The sequence below is a fragment of the Coleofasciculus sp. G1-WW12-02 genome, assembly GCF_040219735.1.
Lineage (GTDB): Bacteria > Cyanobacteriota > Cyanobacteriia > Cyanobacteriales > Coleofasciculaceae > Coleofasciculus.
Map to the genome: position 1 here is coordinate 1 of NZ_JAVJRX010000192.1, position 17121 is coordinate 17121.

14 protein-coding genes are annotated in these 17121 nt (G+C 45.1%); 5 read left to right on the top strand and 9 right to left on the bottom strand.

Annotated elements, in window-relative coordinates; all coding sequences use genetic code 11:
- Positions 1–115: 115 nt before the first annotated feature.
- The 4 genes from RID09_RS30105 to RID09_RS30120 form a co-directional block, all read right to left on the bottom strand.
- Positions 116–1087, bottom strand: coding sequence for an aldo/keto reductase (locus RID09_RS30105; RefSeq protein WP_446339580.1), 972 nt, complete (start codon positions 1085–1087; stop codon positions 116–118).
- 594 nt (positions 1088–1681) lie between these two features.
- The gene (locus RID09_RS30110; RefSeq protein WP_446339581.1) at positions 1682–2575 is read right to left on the bottom strand and encodes a succinate--CoA ligase subunit alpha; all 894 of its coding nucleotides are present in this window, start codon (positions 2573–2575) and stop codon (positions 1682–1684) included.
- A gap of 225 nt (positions 2576–2800) precedes the next feature.
- Positions 2801–2935 carry a hypothetical protein gene (locus RID09_RS30115; RefSeq protein WP_446339582.1) on the bottom strand — a complete coding sequence of 45 codons (135 nt, stop codon included), beginning with the start codon at positions 2933–2935 and terminating at the stop codon, positions 2801–2803.
- 264 nt (positions 2936–3199) lie between these two features.
- A complete protein-coding gene (locus tag RID09_RS30120) occupies positions 3200–4453 on the bottom strand; it encodes an ATP-grasp domain-containing protein (RefSeq protein WP_446339583.1) in 1254 nt (417 codons plus the stop codon).
- Positions 4454–4737: 284 nt separating this feature from the next.
- Here RID09_RS30120 and RID09_RS30125 point away from each other — a divergent pair, with 284 nt between their 5' ends.
- The 4 genes from RID09_RS30125 to lysS all read left to right on the top strand — a co-directional run bounded on the left by RID09_RS30125 (position 4738) and on the right by lysS (position 9215).
- Complete coding sequence (locus tag RID09_RS30125) at positions 4738–5433, top strand: rhomboid family intramembrane serine protease (protein WP_446339584.1); 696 nt, start codon at positions 4738–4740, stop codon at positions 5431–5433.
- A gap of 33 nt (positions 5434–5466) precedes the next feature.
- Positions 5467–6198: a rhomboid family intramembrane serine protease gene (locus RID09_RS30130; protein WP_446339585.1), complete on the top strand. Its 732-nt coding sequence runs from the start codon at positions 5467–5469 to the stop codon at positions 6196–6198.
- Between the two features lie 318 nt (positions 6199–6516).
- Positions 6517–7884, top strand: coding sequence for an RNA-guided endonuclease InsQ/TnpB family protein (locus tag RID09_RS30135; protein ID WP_446339586.1), 1368 nt, complete (start codon positions 6517–6519; stop codon positions 7882–7884).
- Positions 7885–8054: 170 nt separating this feature from the next.
- Positions 8055–9215, top strand: a complete 1161-nt coding sequence (gene lysS / locus RID09_RS30140) for a homocitrate synthase (protein WP_446339587.1) — start codon at positions 8055–8057, stop codon at positions 9213–9215.
- Positions 9216–9250: 35 nt separating this feature from the next.
- Here the strand turns inward: lysS and RID09_RS30145 are convergent, their stop codons facing one another.
- Complete coding sequence (locus RID09_RS30145) at positions 9251–10420, bottom strand: AbrB family transcriptional regulator (protein ID WP_446339588.1); 1170 nt, start codon at positions 10418–10420, stop codon at positions 9251–9253.
- A 148-nt stretch (positions 10421–10568) separates the two neighbouring features.
- On the opposite strand from RID09_RS30145, the gene RID09_RS30150 reads away from it, so the two are divergent.
- Positions 10569–11213 (top strand): hypothetical protein, encoded by a 645-nt coding sequence (locus tag RID09_RS30150; RefSeq protein WP_446339589.1) that lies wholly within the window; start codon positions 10569–10571, stop codon positions 11211–11213.
- 40 nt (positions 11214–11253) lie between these two features.
- On the opposite strand, the gene RID09_RS30155 is transcribed toward RID09_RS30150, so the two are convergent.
- The 4 genes from RID09_RS30155 to crtB form a co-directional block, all read right to left on the bottom strand.
- On the bottom strand, positions 11254–13476 hold the full coding sequence (locus RID09_RS30155) for a GumC family protein (protein WP_446339590.1): 2223 nt from the start codon (positions 13474–13476) through the stop codon (positions 11254–11256).
- A gap of 257 nt (positions 13477–13733) precedes the next feature.
- Positions 13734–14951 carry a polysaccharide biosynthesis/export family protein gene (locus RID09_RS30160; RefSeq protein WP_446339591.1) on the bottom strand — a complete coding sequence of 406 codons (1218 nt, stop codon included), beginning with the start codon at positions 14949–14951 and terminating at the stop codon, positions 13734–13736.
- 342 nt (positions 14952–15293) lie between these two features.
- Positions 15294–16007, bottom strand: coding sequence for a cyanoexosortase B system-associated protein (locus RID09_RS30165; RefSeq protein WP_446339592.1), 714 nt, complete (start codon positions 16005–16007; stop codon positions 15294–15296).
- Between the two features lie 214 nt (positions 16008–16221).
- Complete coding sequence (gene crtB, locus RID09_RS30170) at positions 16222–17121, bottom strand: cyanoexosortase B (protein ID WP_446339593.1); 900 nt, start codon at positions 17119–17121, stop codon at positions 16222–16224.

The following is a 17121-nucleotide window of genomic DNA, read 5'->3' on the forward strand; positions in this document are numbered from 1 at the left end:
CCGAACTAGAGAAGCGTCCGGAAGTGATTGTCCCCTACCAACTCATGCCCTTATTCATGTACAGACCGTCCATGGAAGGTCTCTACTGACAGGTTATCTCTGCCAATCCGCGTCTTCACGAAGTAAGGCGCGGTTCATGAATCTTCTCCTTATCTTTGGCATTGAGGGTCATGTTAAATACTCTGGCGTTATCTTCTATGTGTTCAGATATGCCTAACCTCGCACCAATAATCACACCCGCTACGGTTGGATGATCGAGAATATACCGAACAGCTACGTTCGAGATACTCACCTTATATTGAGTTGCTATGTCCTGGAGTACGGTGAGCAATTCTTGAAATAAATTCCAACCGCCCCACGCATCAATCATGTTTTTATATTTTCTCAAGCTAGCCGTAGACAGTTCTGTCCAACCGGGTTCAGGTTTTCCTAAATATTTTTCTGATAACAAGCCACCGCAGACTGTGCCATAAGTGAAAAGTTTAATGTCATGGTCTTGACAAAACTGCTCCATCTTGACTTGAGGACGGCGGTCAACTAGGGAATACTGAACTTGATTGGAGAGGATTTTGATCCCGGCGTCGATGATAATTTTTAGGTGTTCGGTATCAAAATTGGTTAACGCCAGGTGCTTGATTTTGCCTTCCGCTTGCAGTTGTGCCATCTGCTTGAGGGCGTCCAGATAGTTGCGATCGCGGTAGTCCCACCAGTGGAATTGTATCAAGTCTAGGCTTTCAACTTCCATCCGTTGGCGAGAGCGATCAATATTTTTCTCAACCCATTGTCGAGTCATTGAACCCGGGCGTGGCACCCATTTGGTAAAAGCTTGTATATTCCCTAACGCCTCCTCACCGCGAGTCGCCACCAGTTGACGCCTAAATTCGCCAATAAAATCTTCAGCCGGTCCGTAATGATCGGCTAGATCCCAGGTGGTAAAGCCAGCATCTAGATAATCAAACATACTGGGAATGGCTTTTTTGGGATCAATGCGTCCATGAGCGCCAGATACTTGCCATAAACCATTTAAGATGCGACAGATGTTCAAATCTGGGGTCAATTGCAATCGGCTTGATTCAGGTAAAGTCATGGGGAGGGGGTAAAAGGGTAAAAGAGTAGAAGGGCAATGCTTCCTGCCGAATAACTAAGGCTATATAAACGCACTATACAGCCGAACCTGATATTACGTGCTACCGTCTCTCAAAAATAGACGTCGCCGATCCAGTTTGACTCAGATGCACAACAGCTTAGTTGAGGGGTCTGACCCCTATTTACGTTGCCGAACTTACCTATTAATCTTGAATAAGAGAAAAAAAAAGAGCCTATGAGCGGCTCTCTCGATTATCAGGGTGCATCTACTTAACATAGTATAGCATTTTGGGGGTGAGGGGTGTCACCCCCAATTCAAATGATTTTTCGCCGCCACCGTGGTCAAGATCAAATAAAAAAGGAGAGCCCTATAGAATAGGCGACTCTCCCGATCATCAGGGTGCATCTACATAACACAGTATAGCATCTTCGGGGTGGGGGGTGTCACCCCTTATTTGATTTTCTCGGTAAAATCATTAAGAAGCCCGTGAACTCCTGTCGGAAATTCCAACTTCTATCAGTTGGATGTTTGGGTTGGGTTCAAAATCCCCAAGCCATACCGGTACTGTTCCCGGTTGCCTATTGCCTGTTCCTTTTAATGATATTTGAGCGCCTTTTTCACCAAGTCGGGAATTTGGGAAGGATACTCAGCGACAGGTATATTTGCCTGTTTGAACGCCGCCACCTTATGTTGAGCCGTTGTCGTATTCGCGATCGGTCCGGATAGCTGAGCGGCGATAATGGCACTGGTATCCCCGACTTGTTTATCTTCAGGGGTATATTGTCCCGCAACATAGGCAATCACGGGTTTTTCTATGGCTTGAGCAATAAACTCTGCTGTTTGATCTTCACTATCGCCCCCCGTCTGATCCACTAAGACAATGGCTTCTGTACGTTTATCCTGGGCGATAATTTCCAGCCACTGGCGAAATGAGGAGGCGATAATGGCTTCACTACCGAGATTCACCGCAATGGATTGTCCAAGTTTAGCTTCAGTTAACGCCAAAGCCACTTCATAAGAGAGAGTACCGACCCGGCTAATCACACCAATTGTACCAGGCTGATAAAATTCACACTCCTGAGTCCCCAGTAACAGTTTTCCTGGCACAATAATCCCCGAACTACTCGGTCCAACAATCAGGGTTTCCCTGGCTTTAGCTTTGGCTAACAAGTGAATCATATCCAGAGGTGGAATCCCGCCAGTCACTAGAATAATTGGCGACAATCCAGCGTCTATCGCTTCTAACGCTGCATCCAAGGCGCTGTAGGATTCGGCAAAAATGATCGTGGCGTCGCAATATCCAGCAACGGATAACGCCTCTTCTACGAGGTCAAAGACGGGAATACCATGCAATGTCTGACCCCCTTGACCTGCACTAACCCCAGCCACTAGATTTGTGCCATACGCTTTCATTCGGGCGGCATAATAGGAACCAATAGGTTGGGTGATGCCCTGAACCAGGATTTTCATGTCTGGTGTGAATTTCATAAGCACTGGATACGGCAATGTAGTAGATGCGATTAACAAGGTCAAGGTTTAGCGCAAGCGATTAACTATAGGATACCGATAAGTACTGGTTATTTGTCATTCGTCATACTCGCTTCTCTCCCAGCAACTTAAGTCTTATGTCCCACTATGATCCCATTCAAAACTCTATCGGGGCGGGTTTAGTCACATTGGGGCGGAAAAAAACGATAATAGTAAAACCCGCCCCTACACACTCACCGAAAATAGGGGGTTTGGGGGACGAGTTGCCCCCGGCTTCAGACGTGGGGAGGAATAGTCCCCCAAGGCAGGCGAATCCCCCTCGATGGGGGTGAGACTGCCAGATTCAGAATGTATAGGCATAACCGTCTTTCCTATGAATAGGGTAATGTTCGCTTCGCCAATGTTTTCAAGGCTTGTTCGGCTGGTTGCACTTTCTTAACCCATTACAAATGTTTAACAACCAGCGATAGGGCTACAAACTAGCGACGCATTTGTAGGTATCGTGACCTTGAAAACGTAGACCTCGAAAGTCTGAGGCTGGTCATGTTGTGGCTTGTATCCCGCTCGAAGAGTCGGGCAGTCTACAAGCCCCTGCCTTTAGGCATGGGGTTCATGACAACTATTTCAACGTGCCAGAGAAATCGCTTGTGCCACTGCCTGATCCAAGTTACCGATCCAGTGTACAGGGAGTGCCGCTAAACGGTCTTGGGTAATGTCTAGTTTGCCGTTGGCTAAGCGAATGACCAAGTGAGGTAACTCTGTCTTAGATACAGATTTCGGTGTGAGATGGCGGCGGCGATAATTGCGTGAGTCACGGGAGCGGGAATTTCCTGTTGTTGGTCTTTCGGCTCGGTCTACTTCACTGACTCTAGGAATATTACCACTTTTTGATAGTAGATAATTGGCGATTACCTCAGCCACGGCTTCACTAGCGGCTGCGTTGCTCAAAATATTTACTAAGACAACTTGGATGTTTTGAGTGTCCGTCAATTGCTGCAAGGCATTTTGTAACTGTTGTATAGGAGAGGCGGCGGACGGTACATCCCAACTGGCATAACCGTCTACAATTAAACAACTGGCTGGTTTCCCCTTGGCTTTGTACACTAAATCCAATGTGGCTGCGGCTAGACAAGGACTGTTACACAAAATACCAATATTCCCTTCACTATCCGTCCATTGTAGATCCGTCGGTTGGTCGGCGGGTTGGGGGGTTTGGGTGAGGCTTGATGACAGGTTTGCCAACTCAGATTGGCGTCCCAAAGCGTGATCGTTGACAGCAATTTTACCATCTAGCGCCATGACTTCACCGCTAGCACTGACGCCGAGGGGATTAATTTCCACTAAATCTAGGTCTTTTTGGATCAGAAGTTGATACATTTTCTGGACAATATCGCTGACTGATTCAATCAGGTGACCTTGAAGTCCCATTTTGAAGGCTAGACGCCGTGCGTAAAAGGGAGAAAAGTCTTCCTCTACTACCACTCGTTGCATCTGTGCCATTACCCCTTCGACATGGATACCACCTTGGCATGAACCCAACAGAACTGGACGTTTTAAGGCGTAGTCGAGGATCACCGCCAGATAAAATTCTTTTTCAGCATCATAGTGGGCTTCCGCTAGCAGCACCTTGGGATACTTACCGAGAATGGATAGATTAAAAATAGCTCGTGCAGTTGCGATCGCGTCAATTGTATTTTCCACCGTCCGGATACCACCGGCTCTACCCCGTCCACCTTTGGGGACTTGGGATTTGAGAACCACGGGATAGGGAATATCTAACTGCTTGAGATCTCTGGGATGATCCATGCATTGAGAGGGTAAGACGGGAATGCCGATCTCACGGAATAAGGCTTTGGCTTGGTACTCTAGTAAATCCATGAATTTAGATGTTCAGCTAAGGTGGTCTTCTTAAAGGGTAAGAACTCTTAGCCTTTTACGTTACAAAAAGCTGACTCCAACAGCCACTCATTCACCCTGATGGTTACTCAATCTGCCGGACGTGATTGAGATTGCCAATTAATATGATAAAGTGTCCCTATCAGTTTTGCTCAACAAATCCCCCTGTAGGGTATCGTCGGGATGGGCAGTCGGGCATCGTCGATAAAATGCAATTGGTATAATTTTACTCAAATACTGTTTTTTACGATTTTATAATTCATACTGTGTTCCCTATTAGTGATGATAATCCGACGCGCATTACTCCTTATGTAACCTACGCGCTCATTGGTGTTAATATTGCGGTTTTTATCCATCAATTACTCTTAACACCGCCCCAGCTTAATACATTTTTCCACCTGTATGCAGTTGTTCCTAAAGAGTTAAGCGCTAGCTTTGAGGGGATTTCGGTCAATCAATCGGTGCCAGAATGGTTTACCTTGATCAGCTCTCAGTTCCTCCATGGGGGTTTTTTGCATATTGGCGGTAATATGTTGTTTTTATGGATATTTGGCAACAATATTGAAGAGCGTCTGGGTCATATCAAGTACTTCATCTTTTACATTGCTTGTGGTATATTAGCAGCCTTGTCTCAGTGGTTTTTCTCCATGGAATCAGGGATTCCGTCTCTAGGGGCGAGTGGTGCGATCGCGGGCGTGATGGGCGCTTATATTCTCAAGTTTCCTACGGCTAAAATCAATACCTTAATCTTTTTAGGGTATTTCGTGACAACCATTCGATTACCCGCTGTTTTATACTTAGGCTTATGGTTTGTGCAACAAGCCTTTAGTGGTGTGGCGAGTGTCAGCGTGCCAACGGATGTGGGGACAGAAACTGGCGGAATTGCTTACTGGGCACATGCCGGTGGTTTTGTGTTCGGAGCTATCCTGGGTCCTTTATTTGGATTGTTGTCTGAAGATTAAATAATTGTTGATTATTAATAAGGAAAGAGAATTGTGGTTCCATTACGTGATGAAAATCCAGTAACAATTACACCCTATATTACTTATGCTTTAGTTGCAGCAAATGTTATAGTTTTTATTTATGAACTAACCTTAAATCCTCAACAACTGGATGTATTTTTTCATTTATTTGCTGTTGTCCCTAAAGAACTAACCGCGAGTTTTAACGGCATTACTGTGAATCAGCCGATACCAGAACCGCTAACGTTAATCACTGCACAGTTCCTCCATGCGGGGTTTACCCATGTGGGATTCAATATGTTGTTTCTGTGGATTTTTGGCAATAATATTGAAGAAGAACTGGGTCGGTTCAAGTTTTTGATATTTTATCTGATTTGTGGTGTATTAGCCAGCTTAGCCCAGTGGTTTTTCTCCGCCCAATCCGGGATTCCGTCTCTGGGTGCCAGTGGTGCGATCGCGGGCGTGATGGGTGCTTATATTCTTAAGTTTCCCAATGCTAAAGTGGTTACATTAATTCCCCTCGGCTTCTTTTTTACTACGTTAAGATTACCATCTGTCTTTTTCCTGGGATTTTGGTTTTTGCAGCAAGCGTTTAATGGGTTAGCTATGTTAGAAGCCCCAGCTAATGTGGGGATGGAAAATGGTGGTATCGCTTACTGGGCGCACGCTGGTGGGTTTATCTTTGGCGCTATCCTCGGTCCTTTGTTAGGATTATTCTCTGAGGATACAAAGCCATCGTTTTGGGACTCTCAGAATCTTTCTTGAACCAGAAGGTAACTAAAATCAAATAGAGGGGAGAGAACATAGAACAGGGAAAACTCAATAACTGTGTCCACTCAATTTAATCGGATCGCCCTTTACTCACCCCCCCTGTGTTAGAAGGTGTTTATTAAGAGTTATGTGCTTTCCTTGACATGCTCCCCATGGTATGGAAATAAGCATATTTTAGCTTGATCTGGCGAGAAGCCTCACGCCATAATCTACGATTTGGCGTTGAGATGAATCGCCAGTGAAGAAAAATTTATTTTCACTCTGAATCTTTATCTGCAAGAGTAGTATAATTGTAGTGGGAGGTGATAGAAGTTGAAGCGAAGCAAAGACACATTCAAGACAAGTTACCAGTATCGAATTGTGCCAAATAAGCAACAGTCAAAACAGCTAAACGAATGGCTGTACAAGTTGTGCCGTATACACAATTTAATGCTAGAAGAACGGTTTAAATGGTGGGAGTGTAACCGCTCACCTGTCAATGCTTGCTCTATCTATATCACTCACCTACCAGAACTTAAAGACCAACCAAAATACTACAGTCAAAAACGCGCTAACCATTGGTCAAGGGAGTCTCATGATGCCTTATATAAAGGTGTTCATTCTCAGGTTATCCAGGAAGCAATTAAACGAGTAGAAGATACCTTCAATCAGTTCATCAAGGGTGACTTTAAAAGACACAGAAGCGGTAAGCCTCGATTTAAGTCAGTCAAGCGTTACAGGACATTTTGTTTCCCTCAGCTTAAGGCAGACTGTCTAACGGTTTCGCCCAATCCCCATAAGAGTAAAAACGGGAAAGCTAGACGAGACATTGCTCAAATCAATCTACCTAAGATTGGTCAGGTTAAAGTTATTTATCATCGCCCTATTCCCGAAGGATTTACTATTAAAACGGGGCTAGTCTCTCACAAAGCAGATGGATGGTATGTGACTTTATTGCTAGAGGATAAGACCATCCCCAGTCTGACTCCACCAGAGATACAAGCAAATGAAGAGAACTCGTTAGGGCTAGATGTTGGTTTAGAGAAATTCTGGACAGCATCCGATGGAACCGTTGAAACTATCCAACAGCACTATCGCAAGTCACAGGACAAACTAGCCAAGCTTCAAAAGCGCAAGGACAAAAAGCCGCACAAATCAGCATCACGGCGCAAATTGGCAAAAAAGATATCTAAGCATCATCAAAAGCTACAACGGAAGCGGAAACAATTCCATTATGAGTCGGCTAACCAACTGGTAAATCGTAATGAACAAGTGTTCTTTGTTGAAGATATCAAGTCCGCTAACTTATCCCGGAAAAACAAGCCAAAACAGGATGCTAATGGCAAGTATTTGCCCAATGGACAATCAGCAAAATCAGGTTTAAACAAGTCAATTAATGACGCTAGCTGGGGTCAATTCCTCTCAATTCTTATTTACAAAGCTGCAAAAGCTGGTAAGTTGGTGGTGAAAGTGAAACCTCATAACACGAGTCAAGTATGCTCTTGTTGCGATCGCCTAGTTCAAAAGGATTTATCAATCCGAGTACACGAGTGTTTGTGTGGGTTGATTCTAGACAGAGATTGGAACGCGGCGATCAATATCAAGAGAGTGGGGCTGGGCATATTCCCCACTATAAAACGCCCCAAGCGTAGCCCTAAGACTACGACAAAGGAAGCCCACACTAACCCTAAACGGGTATAGTGTGGGAGGATGTCACTGACTTATACTCGATTAATTGTTAAATCTAGATAAAATTTTGCTTGATAATAAAGATTTAAAAATTATAAAATCAGTAGTTTAAGAGGCAATCCGGCACAGAAACCTCCGATAGTATAGGTGATGCAGTTGCCATCAACAAAGGGATGACATCGATGTCACTTAGTCACTTTTCAATTATAGAAACCACACTACGGGAAGGAGAACAATTTTGTGGGGCTAACTTTTCATCACAGGATAGAGTAGAAATTGCCAGGGCGCTTGACCAGTTTGGAGTTGAATATATTGAAGTCACCTCTCCTTGTGCTTCACCTCAATCTCGTCAAGATTGTCAGTATTTGGCTCAATTGGGTTTACATGCCAAAGTGCTGACCCATATTCGCTGTCATTTAGAAGATGCTAAAATAGCTCTAGAGACAGGTATTAACGGGATTCATTTATTCTTTGGTACCTCCAGTTTTCTGCGCCAGTTTGGTCATGGAAAGAGTATAAATCAAATTGTTGATCGGGCAACGGAGGTTATTACCTTTATCCATAATCAAAGTCCTGAAACAGAAATACGCTTTTCTACAGAAGATTCATTTCGCAGTTTGCTTGGCGATTTACTCCAGGTTTATGGTGCTATCGATAAACTCGGCATGGTGAATCGTTTTGGTTTAGCGGATACTGTGGGTGTCGCGACTCCTAATCAAGTATTTAATCTAGTACAGACACTGCGCCAACATACAAGTACCGATATTGAATTCCATGGTCATAATGACACAGGTTGTGCGATCGCGAATAGCTACGCCGCCCTAGAAGCAGGTGCAACTCATATCGATACTACAGTATTGGGAATTGGGGAACGGAATGGGATCACCCCCCTCGCTGGATTCATCGCCCGTCTCTATACCGTTAATCCCGAACAATTGCAGTGGAAATATCGCCTACCCCAACTTGTAGCACTGCATCAACTTGTCGCCGATAAAGTGGGTATGGCAATTCCGGCAAACCATTATATTATCGGTTCAGCCGCATTTAACCATAAAGCGGGGGTTCATGCTAAAGCGATGTTAAATAATCCCCAAACTTATGAAGCCATTGATCCCAGTGATTTTGGACTATCCCGTTCCTTTTTAATTAATCATAAACTAACGGGTCGTTATGCTATTGCTAATCGCGCAAATCAACTGGGATTAGACTTTGATCTATTCCAGATTCAGGCAATTACTCAGACCATTAAAGCATTAGCTGATCAACAACAACTCACTATAGAAACTGTCGATGAGATCTTGCGTTCTACTTTTCCACTTCAACCTAGTCACAATTCGGCTTAAGAATTGATTATTCAGGAGTTATAACAGGTTCGATGTTATAAAGATTGGTCATCCGAAGTTTTGGCACGCTTGACCAAAAATGCCACTAACCATGGGGCAATCATAATAATACCTAACATCCGAGTTAATTGCATGGCTAATACCAATCCAGTGTCACCCCCTAACTGCATTACAGTAGCAACCATTGCCTCAATTCCTCCGGGTGTGAATCCTAAAATAGCCGTTGACATATCCACATCGGTGATCAAATGAAATCCATAACCAATACCCAAACACATTAAGATTAACCCGATAACTAGCACGATTTCAATTAAGACGGCTTTGAAGAGTTTACGGGCGGTTTGCCAGTCAAACTGTACGCCAATGGATAATCCAATCAGCAATAGTGCGCCAGCGAATACGGGTTGAGGCATTTGCATTTTATCCGGCAATCCCCAAAACGCAGCTAGCCCCACCAGAAAGGGACCGAAAAATCCAGGAGAAGGTAGACGAAATCGCTTTCCTGCCCAGAATCCCACGATACCACACCCCACTAGAATTAAAAGGTTCCACGCCATGGGTAAAGTTGTCACGTTGCTAGTTGTGGCGACAGTAGCGGTGACTGACGTATCTGGGTTGGCGGGCACCAATAGAGTAGCAGCGCTAGGAATGATTAAAACAACGAGTAAGAGTCGGATATATTGGAGCAAGGCAACAGCGAGTGCATCCGCTCCCATCTCTTCGCTCATGACAACGATACTGGACGATGCACCTGGTATAAATCCTAGTAAACTTGTGGTGCGATCAATCCCAGCCCAACGACTTAAAAGATACCCATTAAATAGACTCAAACTCCCCGTGAGCAAAACACAGAGTAACAAGGGTAGGGCGTAGGTTGTTGCTACACTAATGGTTTCTGGAGAAAAGCGAGTGGCTGTAACTAAACCCACAACCACTTGTCCGATGAGTTTAAAGCTTGAAGGTAATGGTTGACGGCATCCTTGGCTAATCGCATAGGCAATTCCCACCAGCATCGAACCGAGTAGCCAACTGACGGGAACATTCAACCAGCTAAAGAGTAAGCCAACACCAATCGCTGTGATGATCTGCTGTGTAATTCTTTTGGTCTGAGGCAAATTGTAAACGAGTTTCTCTCTCCAACGGGAAAGACGGTTTTGATTGGGTATCGATGGGGATTCCGGTAATGAGGAGAGTTGCAAAACCACAGAGATTAATGGAGTATAAAAAACTTAACAATTCCATCCTAACATACAGCTATCCTCAACTCAGTTGAGTAGGCTTTAGGGCGCTATTCATTGTACAATAAGCGTTTACACCTGTAACGTATCATTTCAACCCATTCCTTCTACCCCAATGGCGTTTGACACCTTCAAACAATTCTTATCAGGTTTCCTCGTAGCGGCTATTGGTGCTACTGTCCTAGCCGATCACCCAGCGCAGGCTAAAATTATCTGGGAAAGTACCACAGGGCAAATCGAAAAACTTGAGAGTCCTTTTTGGTTGTTAGATGATTACTCGGCTACACCCAGAAAGACATTTATTCTGGCTTTTGATGAGGCGCAGAACATTGTGTTGCCTAGAGATATTCAGATAAGTGATTCCACCAATTGGGATAAGTTATCAGATTTAGACGTAATCCCAAAAGGAACTCGAGTCAGCAGTCATTTTATCTATTTTTGGAATCCCAATCCATCTCAAGGACGAATTGAAGCGAGGGCGACTATAACCTTTGATGAACCAATCATTGGTTTAATGGGAGATCGTGGTCTTATCGTTCCGACCAACGATCTCTTTTTTCCCAATGATCGCGGCGTATCTGCTATCGGCACATTAGATGAGCCTCCCTTGCCTCGGGATATCGCAAATATTACCGGAGATCGGGGAAATGTCCTAGAAGTTTATTTTACAAATCATTCACAAATGGATTCACTGCGCGTAATTACGCAAGCACCTGTTGAATCTGAACCTATAATGTTCCTGGATATAAGGGGAAAATGAGAAATTTTTTAATCCCCAATTAACAAATCATGAATGACCATTAAGACCTTGTCGCACCTGTCGGAATTGGCTCCTCTTGTTCTTCCAATTCCTCATCTTCAAAGGCATCTTCGTCTTCGTCTTCATACTCCAGTTCAATATCCTCCTCAACCTCGGTAGCGCTGACTGGAATCGATGTATCTGCACTGTTGATAATTGCGCCCAATAGGGGTGATGGCTCAGCTTCGGTTAATTCTTGAGCTGCCATATTCAAGATTGATTTCTCGCTATAACCAGGTCGGGTGACGAGTACCATCCCATCGGCTAGGGGTTCGAGTAACAGGGTATCATTGGACAGGGAGAGTGCCGGACTATCAATAACTACAAAGTCGAAGCGACCGCGAGCATCGGTGATTAGCCTTTGAAATTCCCGTGATTCTAGGATCGCGGCGGCTTGTTTTTGGGGTCCTGGACTGGGTACGATATAGAGATTCTCAATATTTGGGACTAACTGAATGCAAGCACTCTTAGACCCGTAGTAAGGTAAGGGTTGGGTCTTCGCTTCCGGTTCAGGGGTGACTTGGTGGAAATGAGCTTGGGAGGATGAGCGCAAATCGGCTTCAATTAAAAGGGTACGCTTACCCGCATGAGCTGACGCGATCGCTAAATTATAAGCTGTGGTGGTTTTTCCTTCTCCGTTAACCGTGCTGGCGATTAATACCACCTTCAGGGATTTATTCTCCCCACTACAGAGCTTACTCCGGAACCGTTCGTACACCTCTAAATAGGGTGAACTTGACTTGAGTAAAATACCCGTTTGTCCCAAATCGGGGTCAATGCTCATCACCACAGGCAATTCTGCCAAGACAGGGACATCATGTTGTGCCAGCAGTTGCTGGATTTCTTTCGCCGCATAGAGTTTGCTATCCAAGATAGCCAGGATCAGAATCACACCGCTAGCCGCAATTAAGCCGACAAAAGTTCCCCCAGCGAGGATAACAATCGGATTGGTTGATTCTTTCCCGCCTTTCTTCTGGACAGTAGGAGGCTGACCAACACTGAGATAGCTCACGGTTTCTGCGTCGGCGGCTTTGGCATCAATGAGTGATGCCTGTAATCTGTTGTAGAAGTCTTGTTTGAGCTGAAATTGCTGCGCCAAGCGCACCTGCTCAAGTTGTTTGGTGGGAATCTGTTGATAGTCTTTGAGCAGTTCCTGTCCAATTCTATTCGTAGTTTCTAGTTGGTCTTGCAGCGTATCACGTTGAGTCGATAATGATACCAATGTATCGGCTAATTGTTTCCGAGCTGGGTCAAGGCTGCTATCCGCTCGGATTTGCGGGGAGGTTAAAGCTTCACCCAAGCCGTTTCCTTGAACGATCTCAGCCGCTCGCTGTCCCAGCATTGCTTCATAAGTCCGTTGCTGTCGCTGTAACTCTTGGACATTGGGATGTTGGTCTCTATACCCTTGACTTGTGAGCAGTTTTATCTGGGTTTCAATTTGTTGCAGTTGTCCTCGTAAGCCAGCGATGGTGGGGTCAGCGCTGAGCGCTGAGTTGGTATAAGCTTGGTCAGCCGTCAAACCTAACCGACTTTGCAAACTAGCCATCTGACTCTCAATTCCTTCTAGAGTCTGTTGCAGTTGGCGTTGCTGTTGTTTGTTGGCACTAATTTGTGCCAGCAAGCTGTTATCTTCAGCTAAGGCTAAGGCGGCGCCCTCAATCCGGTTAAAGGTTTCTAGTTCTTCTTGTGCTTGTTTTAATTCGTTTTCCGCCTCGGCTGAGCGTTTTTCAATGGACTCAATAATCGCTTGCAGTCGTCCGCTATTAATTAAACGACTTTGCTCGATCATTTTCTGCATCAGCACTTCTACCGTTTTACCAGCTTGCTCCGGATCGTCATCCTTGTAGAATACTCCTATTATTGATGGAATCGCGGCTTCTTTGCCTCCTTGGGGCGGGTCGAACTTCAAGTCTACATTATCGAAGATCTTTTTAGGCTCAGAACGCACAGCTATTGCTGTGGCTTTAATTACATTTTCCTCTAAAAGATTCTCCTTTGTCAGTTGCAACCCCTGCTGCTGAATTTGGGTTCCGGTTTCCGAAAAGGTTCTCACCGGAGGGGTAACAGACAAAACTCCAACGGCTTCGTAAGACACAGCACTGGGGGAAGAGGGCATAATTGCCACAATGCATGATCCGCCAGTAATTAGAGCAAAAATACCTATGCCAATAAATTTATAGCGATCAAGGGCGATTAAATAGCGTTTAATTAAGGGAATAGTCATAGCAATTTAACTGAACGAGTCGTGCAAGCGGAGTCTAGGAAGGGGTGAATGAATGGAGGTATACTAAATTGAGGCAACTTATATCAAAGGGTCTGTGCTTGTATTCTAGCTCAGCACCTCTGTAGGATGATAGGGGAAGTGATGCGATCGCACAGCACGTCATACCCAGTTGCGCCTCATAGAGGTTGACGAAGGACGCTCCCCCAGCTCCCAGACGTTGCCTGCAACGTCTCTACAACCCCTTTATTCAGCAAGCCCTAATTATCATTATCCCCTGAGCCAAAAACATCCCCTACATTCTCAAAAAAGTTACGAAATCCGAGAAAATCGCTAAAGGGTCGAGTCACTAAACGTAAAGCATAGGTAACCTTGGCGATAAGGCTACGACCGACAACAATAACATCTTCATTCTGCAAGGGGACATTTTGCGCCAAATCACCCATGAGAACAGCTCTCCCATTAATGCGCTGTGTTACTACCTTCCCCTGTTCTGGATCAAAACGCATTAAGGCAATTTCACTTAAGTTCGCATCCTCCAAACTCGGCGCCAATGAGGTCAACGCATCAATAAAATTACTCCCATTGGGCAAATTCAGGTTGCCAATTCGACCATTGGGATAACTCAAGACTCGCAACGTAATTTGTGGTGTCGCTAGAGTCGAGCGAGAGGCGAGAGAGCGGTCATAATCGCTAATTGTACCAGTTTCTAATTCCAATACGACGACAGAATCCCCATCCCGCAGACGCACATCCGGTAAGGATGTAGCATTTTGCAGAGGCGTAAATAAGTCAATCTGTTGTTCAATAATCGAATTATTCACAGGAGAACGCCGACGCAGGATGATAGTACGCAAGTCAGCTAGATTCGTTGTCCCGCCAGCCGCTTGCAGAGCCGAAGTAAGCTGGGAACCGGGCGCTAGGGAGTAATAACCGGGTCGAGTTACTTCACCCGCAATCGTCACCGTGGCGGGACGCAATCCGGCTAGAACCACGGTAACATTTGGGTCAACTACAAATTCACTGAATGCGGCGGCTAGTTTATTTTGGACTTGGTCGGGAGTAAGTCCGAGAACGTTAATTTTACCGACTAAGGGAACTAATATATTCCCTTGTAAATCAATCGTGGCGGAAAAATTTAGGTCAGGAAAGCGTTCCACTGTAACCGCGATGGAATCACCAATACCGAGAACATACTCATTAAATTGAGTAGTAGGTACTCTTTGAGGCGATTCTTCTGGGTAACCTAGGGGTGGCGGTGGGGCAAAGGGATTAGGAACATTAATATTTACTCCCTCTGTCGGACTATTGATTTCTGGTGGAGGTGGCAATGTGGGAATTTGAGCCTGTTCTCTTTGAGTCGTTGGCACTGAGGTTTCTGTTATTCTCAAAGACGTTGCCCAAGCGATTGAATTAATTTGTCCTAACCAGCCAATTGCTATTAATGTGCCGATAGCACACCAATTAACTTTAGTCAAAATTATTCCCTCCAGTGACTCATCGTTGTTAGTCTCGTTCCCAGGCTCTGCCTGGGAATGCTCCTCCTGAGGCTCTGCCTCCTTTGAGGAACAGCTTCTTTTTTTTCGGCTATCTTTATTGTGCTATCGACACTAATAATACAAGTTGGGTTAAACCTTGGTCAGGGCGGGTTTAGTTACATCTAGGTGCTTTCCTAAATGATAATAGTAAAACCCGCCCCTACACAGGTTTGGGTTAAACCTTAGTTCGGGTGGGTTTAGTTACATCTAGGTACTTTCCTAAATGATAATAGTAAAACCCGCCCCTACCCAAAACCCGGTTCCCTCGAATGTCGTGAAAGGTCAAGACTTATCTTCTCCCGCCAAGGCTTTTGTCATCAACGTCTTTTGCACAGTTTGACTGAGAGATTCAGCTATCGGTTTGACCTCTGCCAAATCCCCTAACGGTTCCATCGGAATCTGGATAGAAACCGCTACCCATGGTACTCGCTGACGCTTTAACTGGGCAATTTGGTCAACCCAAAACCATTGACGGGTAGCTGGATGACCCCCTGTCGCCCAAGCGTACCACTGAACAACGGCGAAGGTTTGCTTTTGAGTCCAAGCGCGAAAGAGACGGGCATTAACTTGCGCCTGCTGGGATTTGGTTTCAACGGTAAAGTTTAAGCGTTGATGGGAATCTGTCTTCCATTGAAAGACACCATTAATATCCACCCATTCAACCTGAGGTTGATCAATCGGACCATTGGGAGGACGTAATAGGAGTAATACAGGTTTATCTAAGTCTCCCTTAATTTCCTGATAAGACCATTTATGCCCCCCTAAGGTTACAGTTTTTTGCTCTAGGGTTTCCCAGCCCGGAATTTCTAGCCCCTCAATTTGCAGCACTTTGATGCTACTGAAATTGGCAAATCTCGGTGGCTCAATCCACGACCAGTTGCCTGTCAAATAACTCGGTACTGCACCGATCGCGACAATGACTAACAATAACAGTAACACGATCGCGCGGTTGAATCGCAGGCGTTTAATCACCTGGCGCAGTCTTGAGGATTTCATCAGATTTGCCTTCATGGGCGCAAGAGTTTTGAGGAAAGTAGGGGCGGGTTTCACTATTATCGTTTCTTGTCCCACCTAAATGCAACTAAACCCGCCCTGACCGATGTGTAGGGGCGGGTTTCACTATTATCGTTTCTTGTCCCACCTAAATGCAACTAAACCCGCCCTGACCGAGTTTTGAATTTTGAGTGCAAGAGTTTTTAACATTTCAAATTCAATCTCCCTCAGATACGGAATGATGGGTTTGGGGTTCGGTATCAACATAACCTTCAATAACTTTAAGTAAAACCACTAACATTCCTAACATTCCCGCCGAATACAGATCTCCGCCCCAACTTTCATGCAGCCAATGGAATGCTCCATCCATGCCGGTGCCATGGAAGAATGTGAGTAGAGTATTGCGGATAATATTACCAATCACGCTAACCAACACCGCACCAATGAGTAACAATGTGGTCTTCTGTCGCGATGCCCACGCCCCACTCCAGTACAGCAGCATTAAACTTACATATAAACTGGTAAACAGCATCTTTAAGCCGGCACAGTGGGGGGCGACTTCGACAATTCGTCCGCCGACAAATAAGTTAATGCCAACGACATTAACATCAATGCCAAATTGAATCAAAATAAAGCCCGCAACTCCAGCAATAAAGCTCTGTAGGGGTAAGGCGTAGGGTTCGATTAGGTAAGGAAATGCAGTTGGTGTTGCTAGAATTACCAAGAGTAGGGGAAAACTTTGTAAGCGTAAACCAGGAATGCCTTTAAACCATAAACAAAGTCCCGCTAAAACCGTGGGAAAGGAAATATTAACCAGTTCCGATTGACCCGACAGATAAAAGACACCACCGACGGCGAGTAATCCTAACCCGACATAATTCGATTTATCCGGTATCGTTTGCCACTCCTGGCGGTGAGTCCAGGCGATGTAGGCAGCAAAAGGCAGTCCGATTAAACCGTGGCTAAAGTATTCATGCTCAATACTAATACTTTTATTCAGCCAGCCATCGTACCAGTGGATTAATAGGGGCGCATAGAGGATAATCAATAACGCCGCGATCGCACCATCCCACAGGTGACGGTCAATAGCAATGGGAATCTTTCGTCCAAGTTCCAT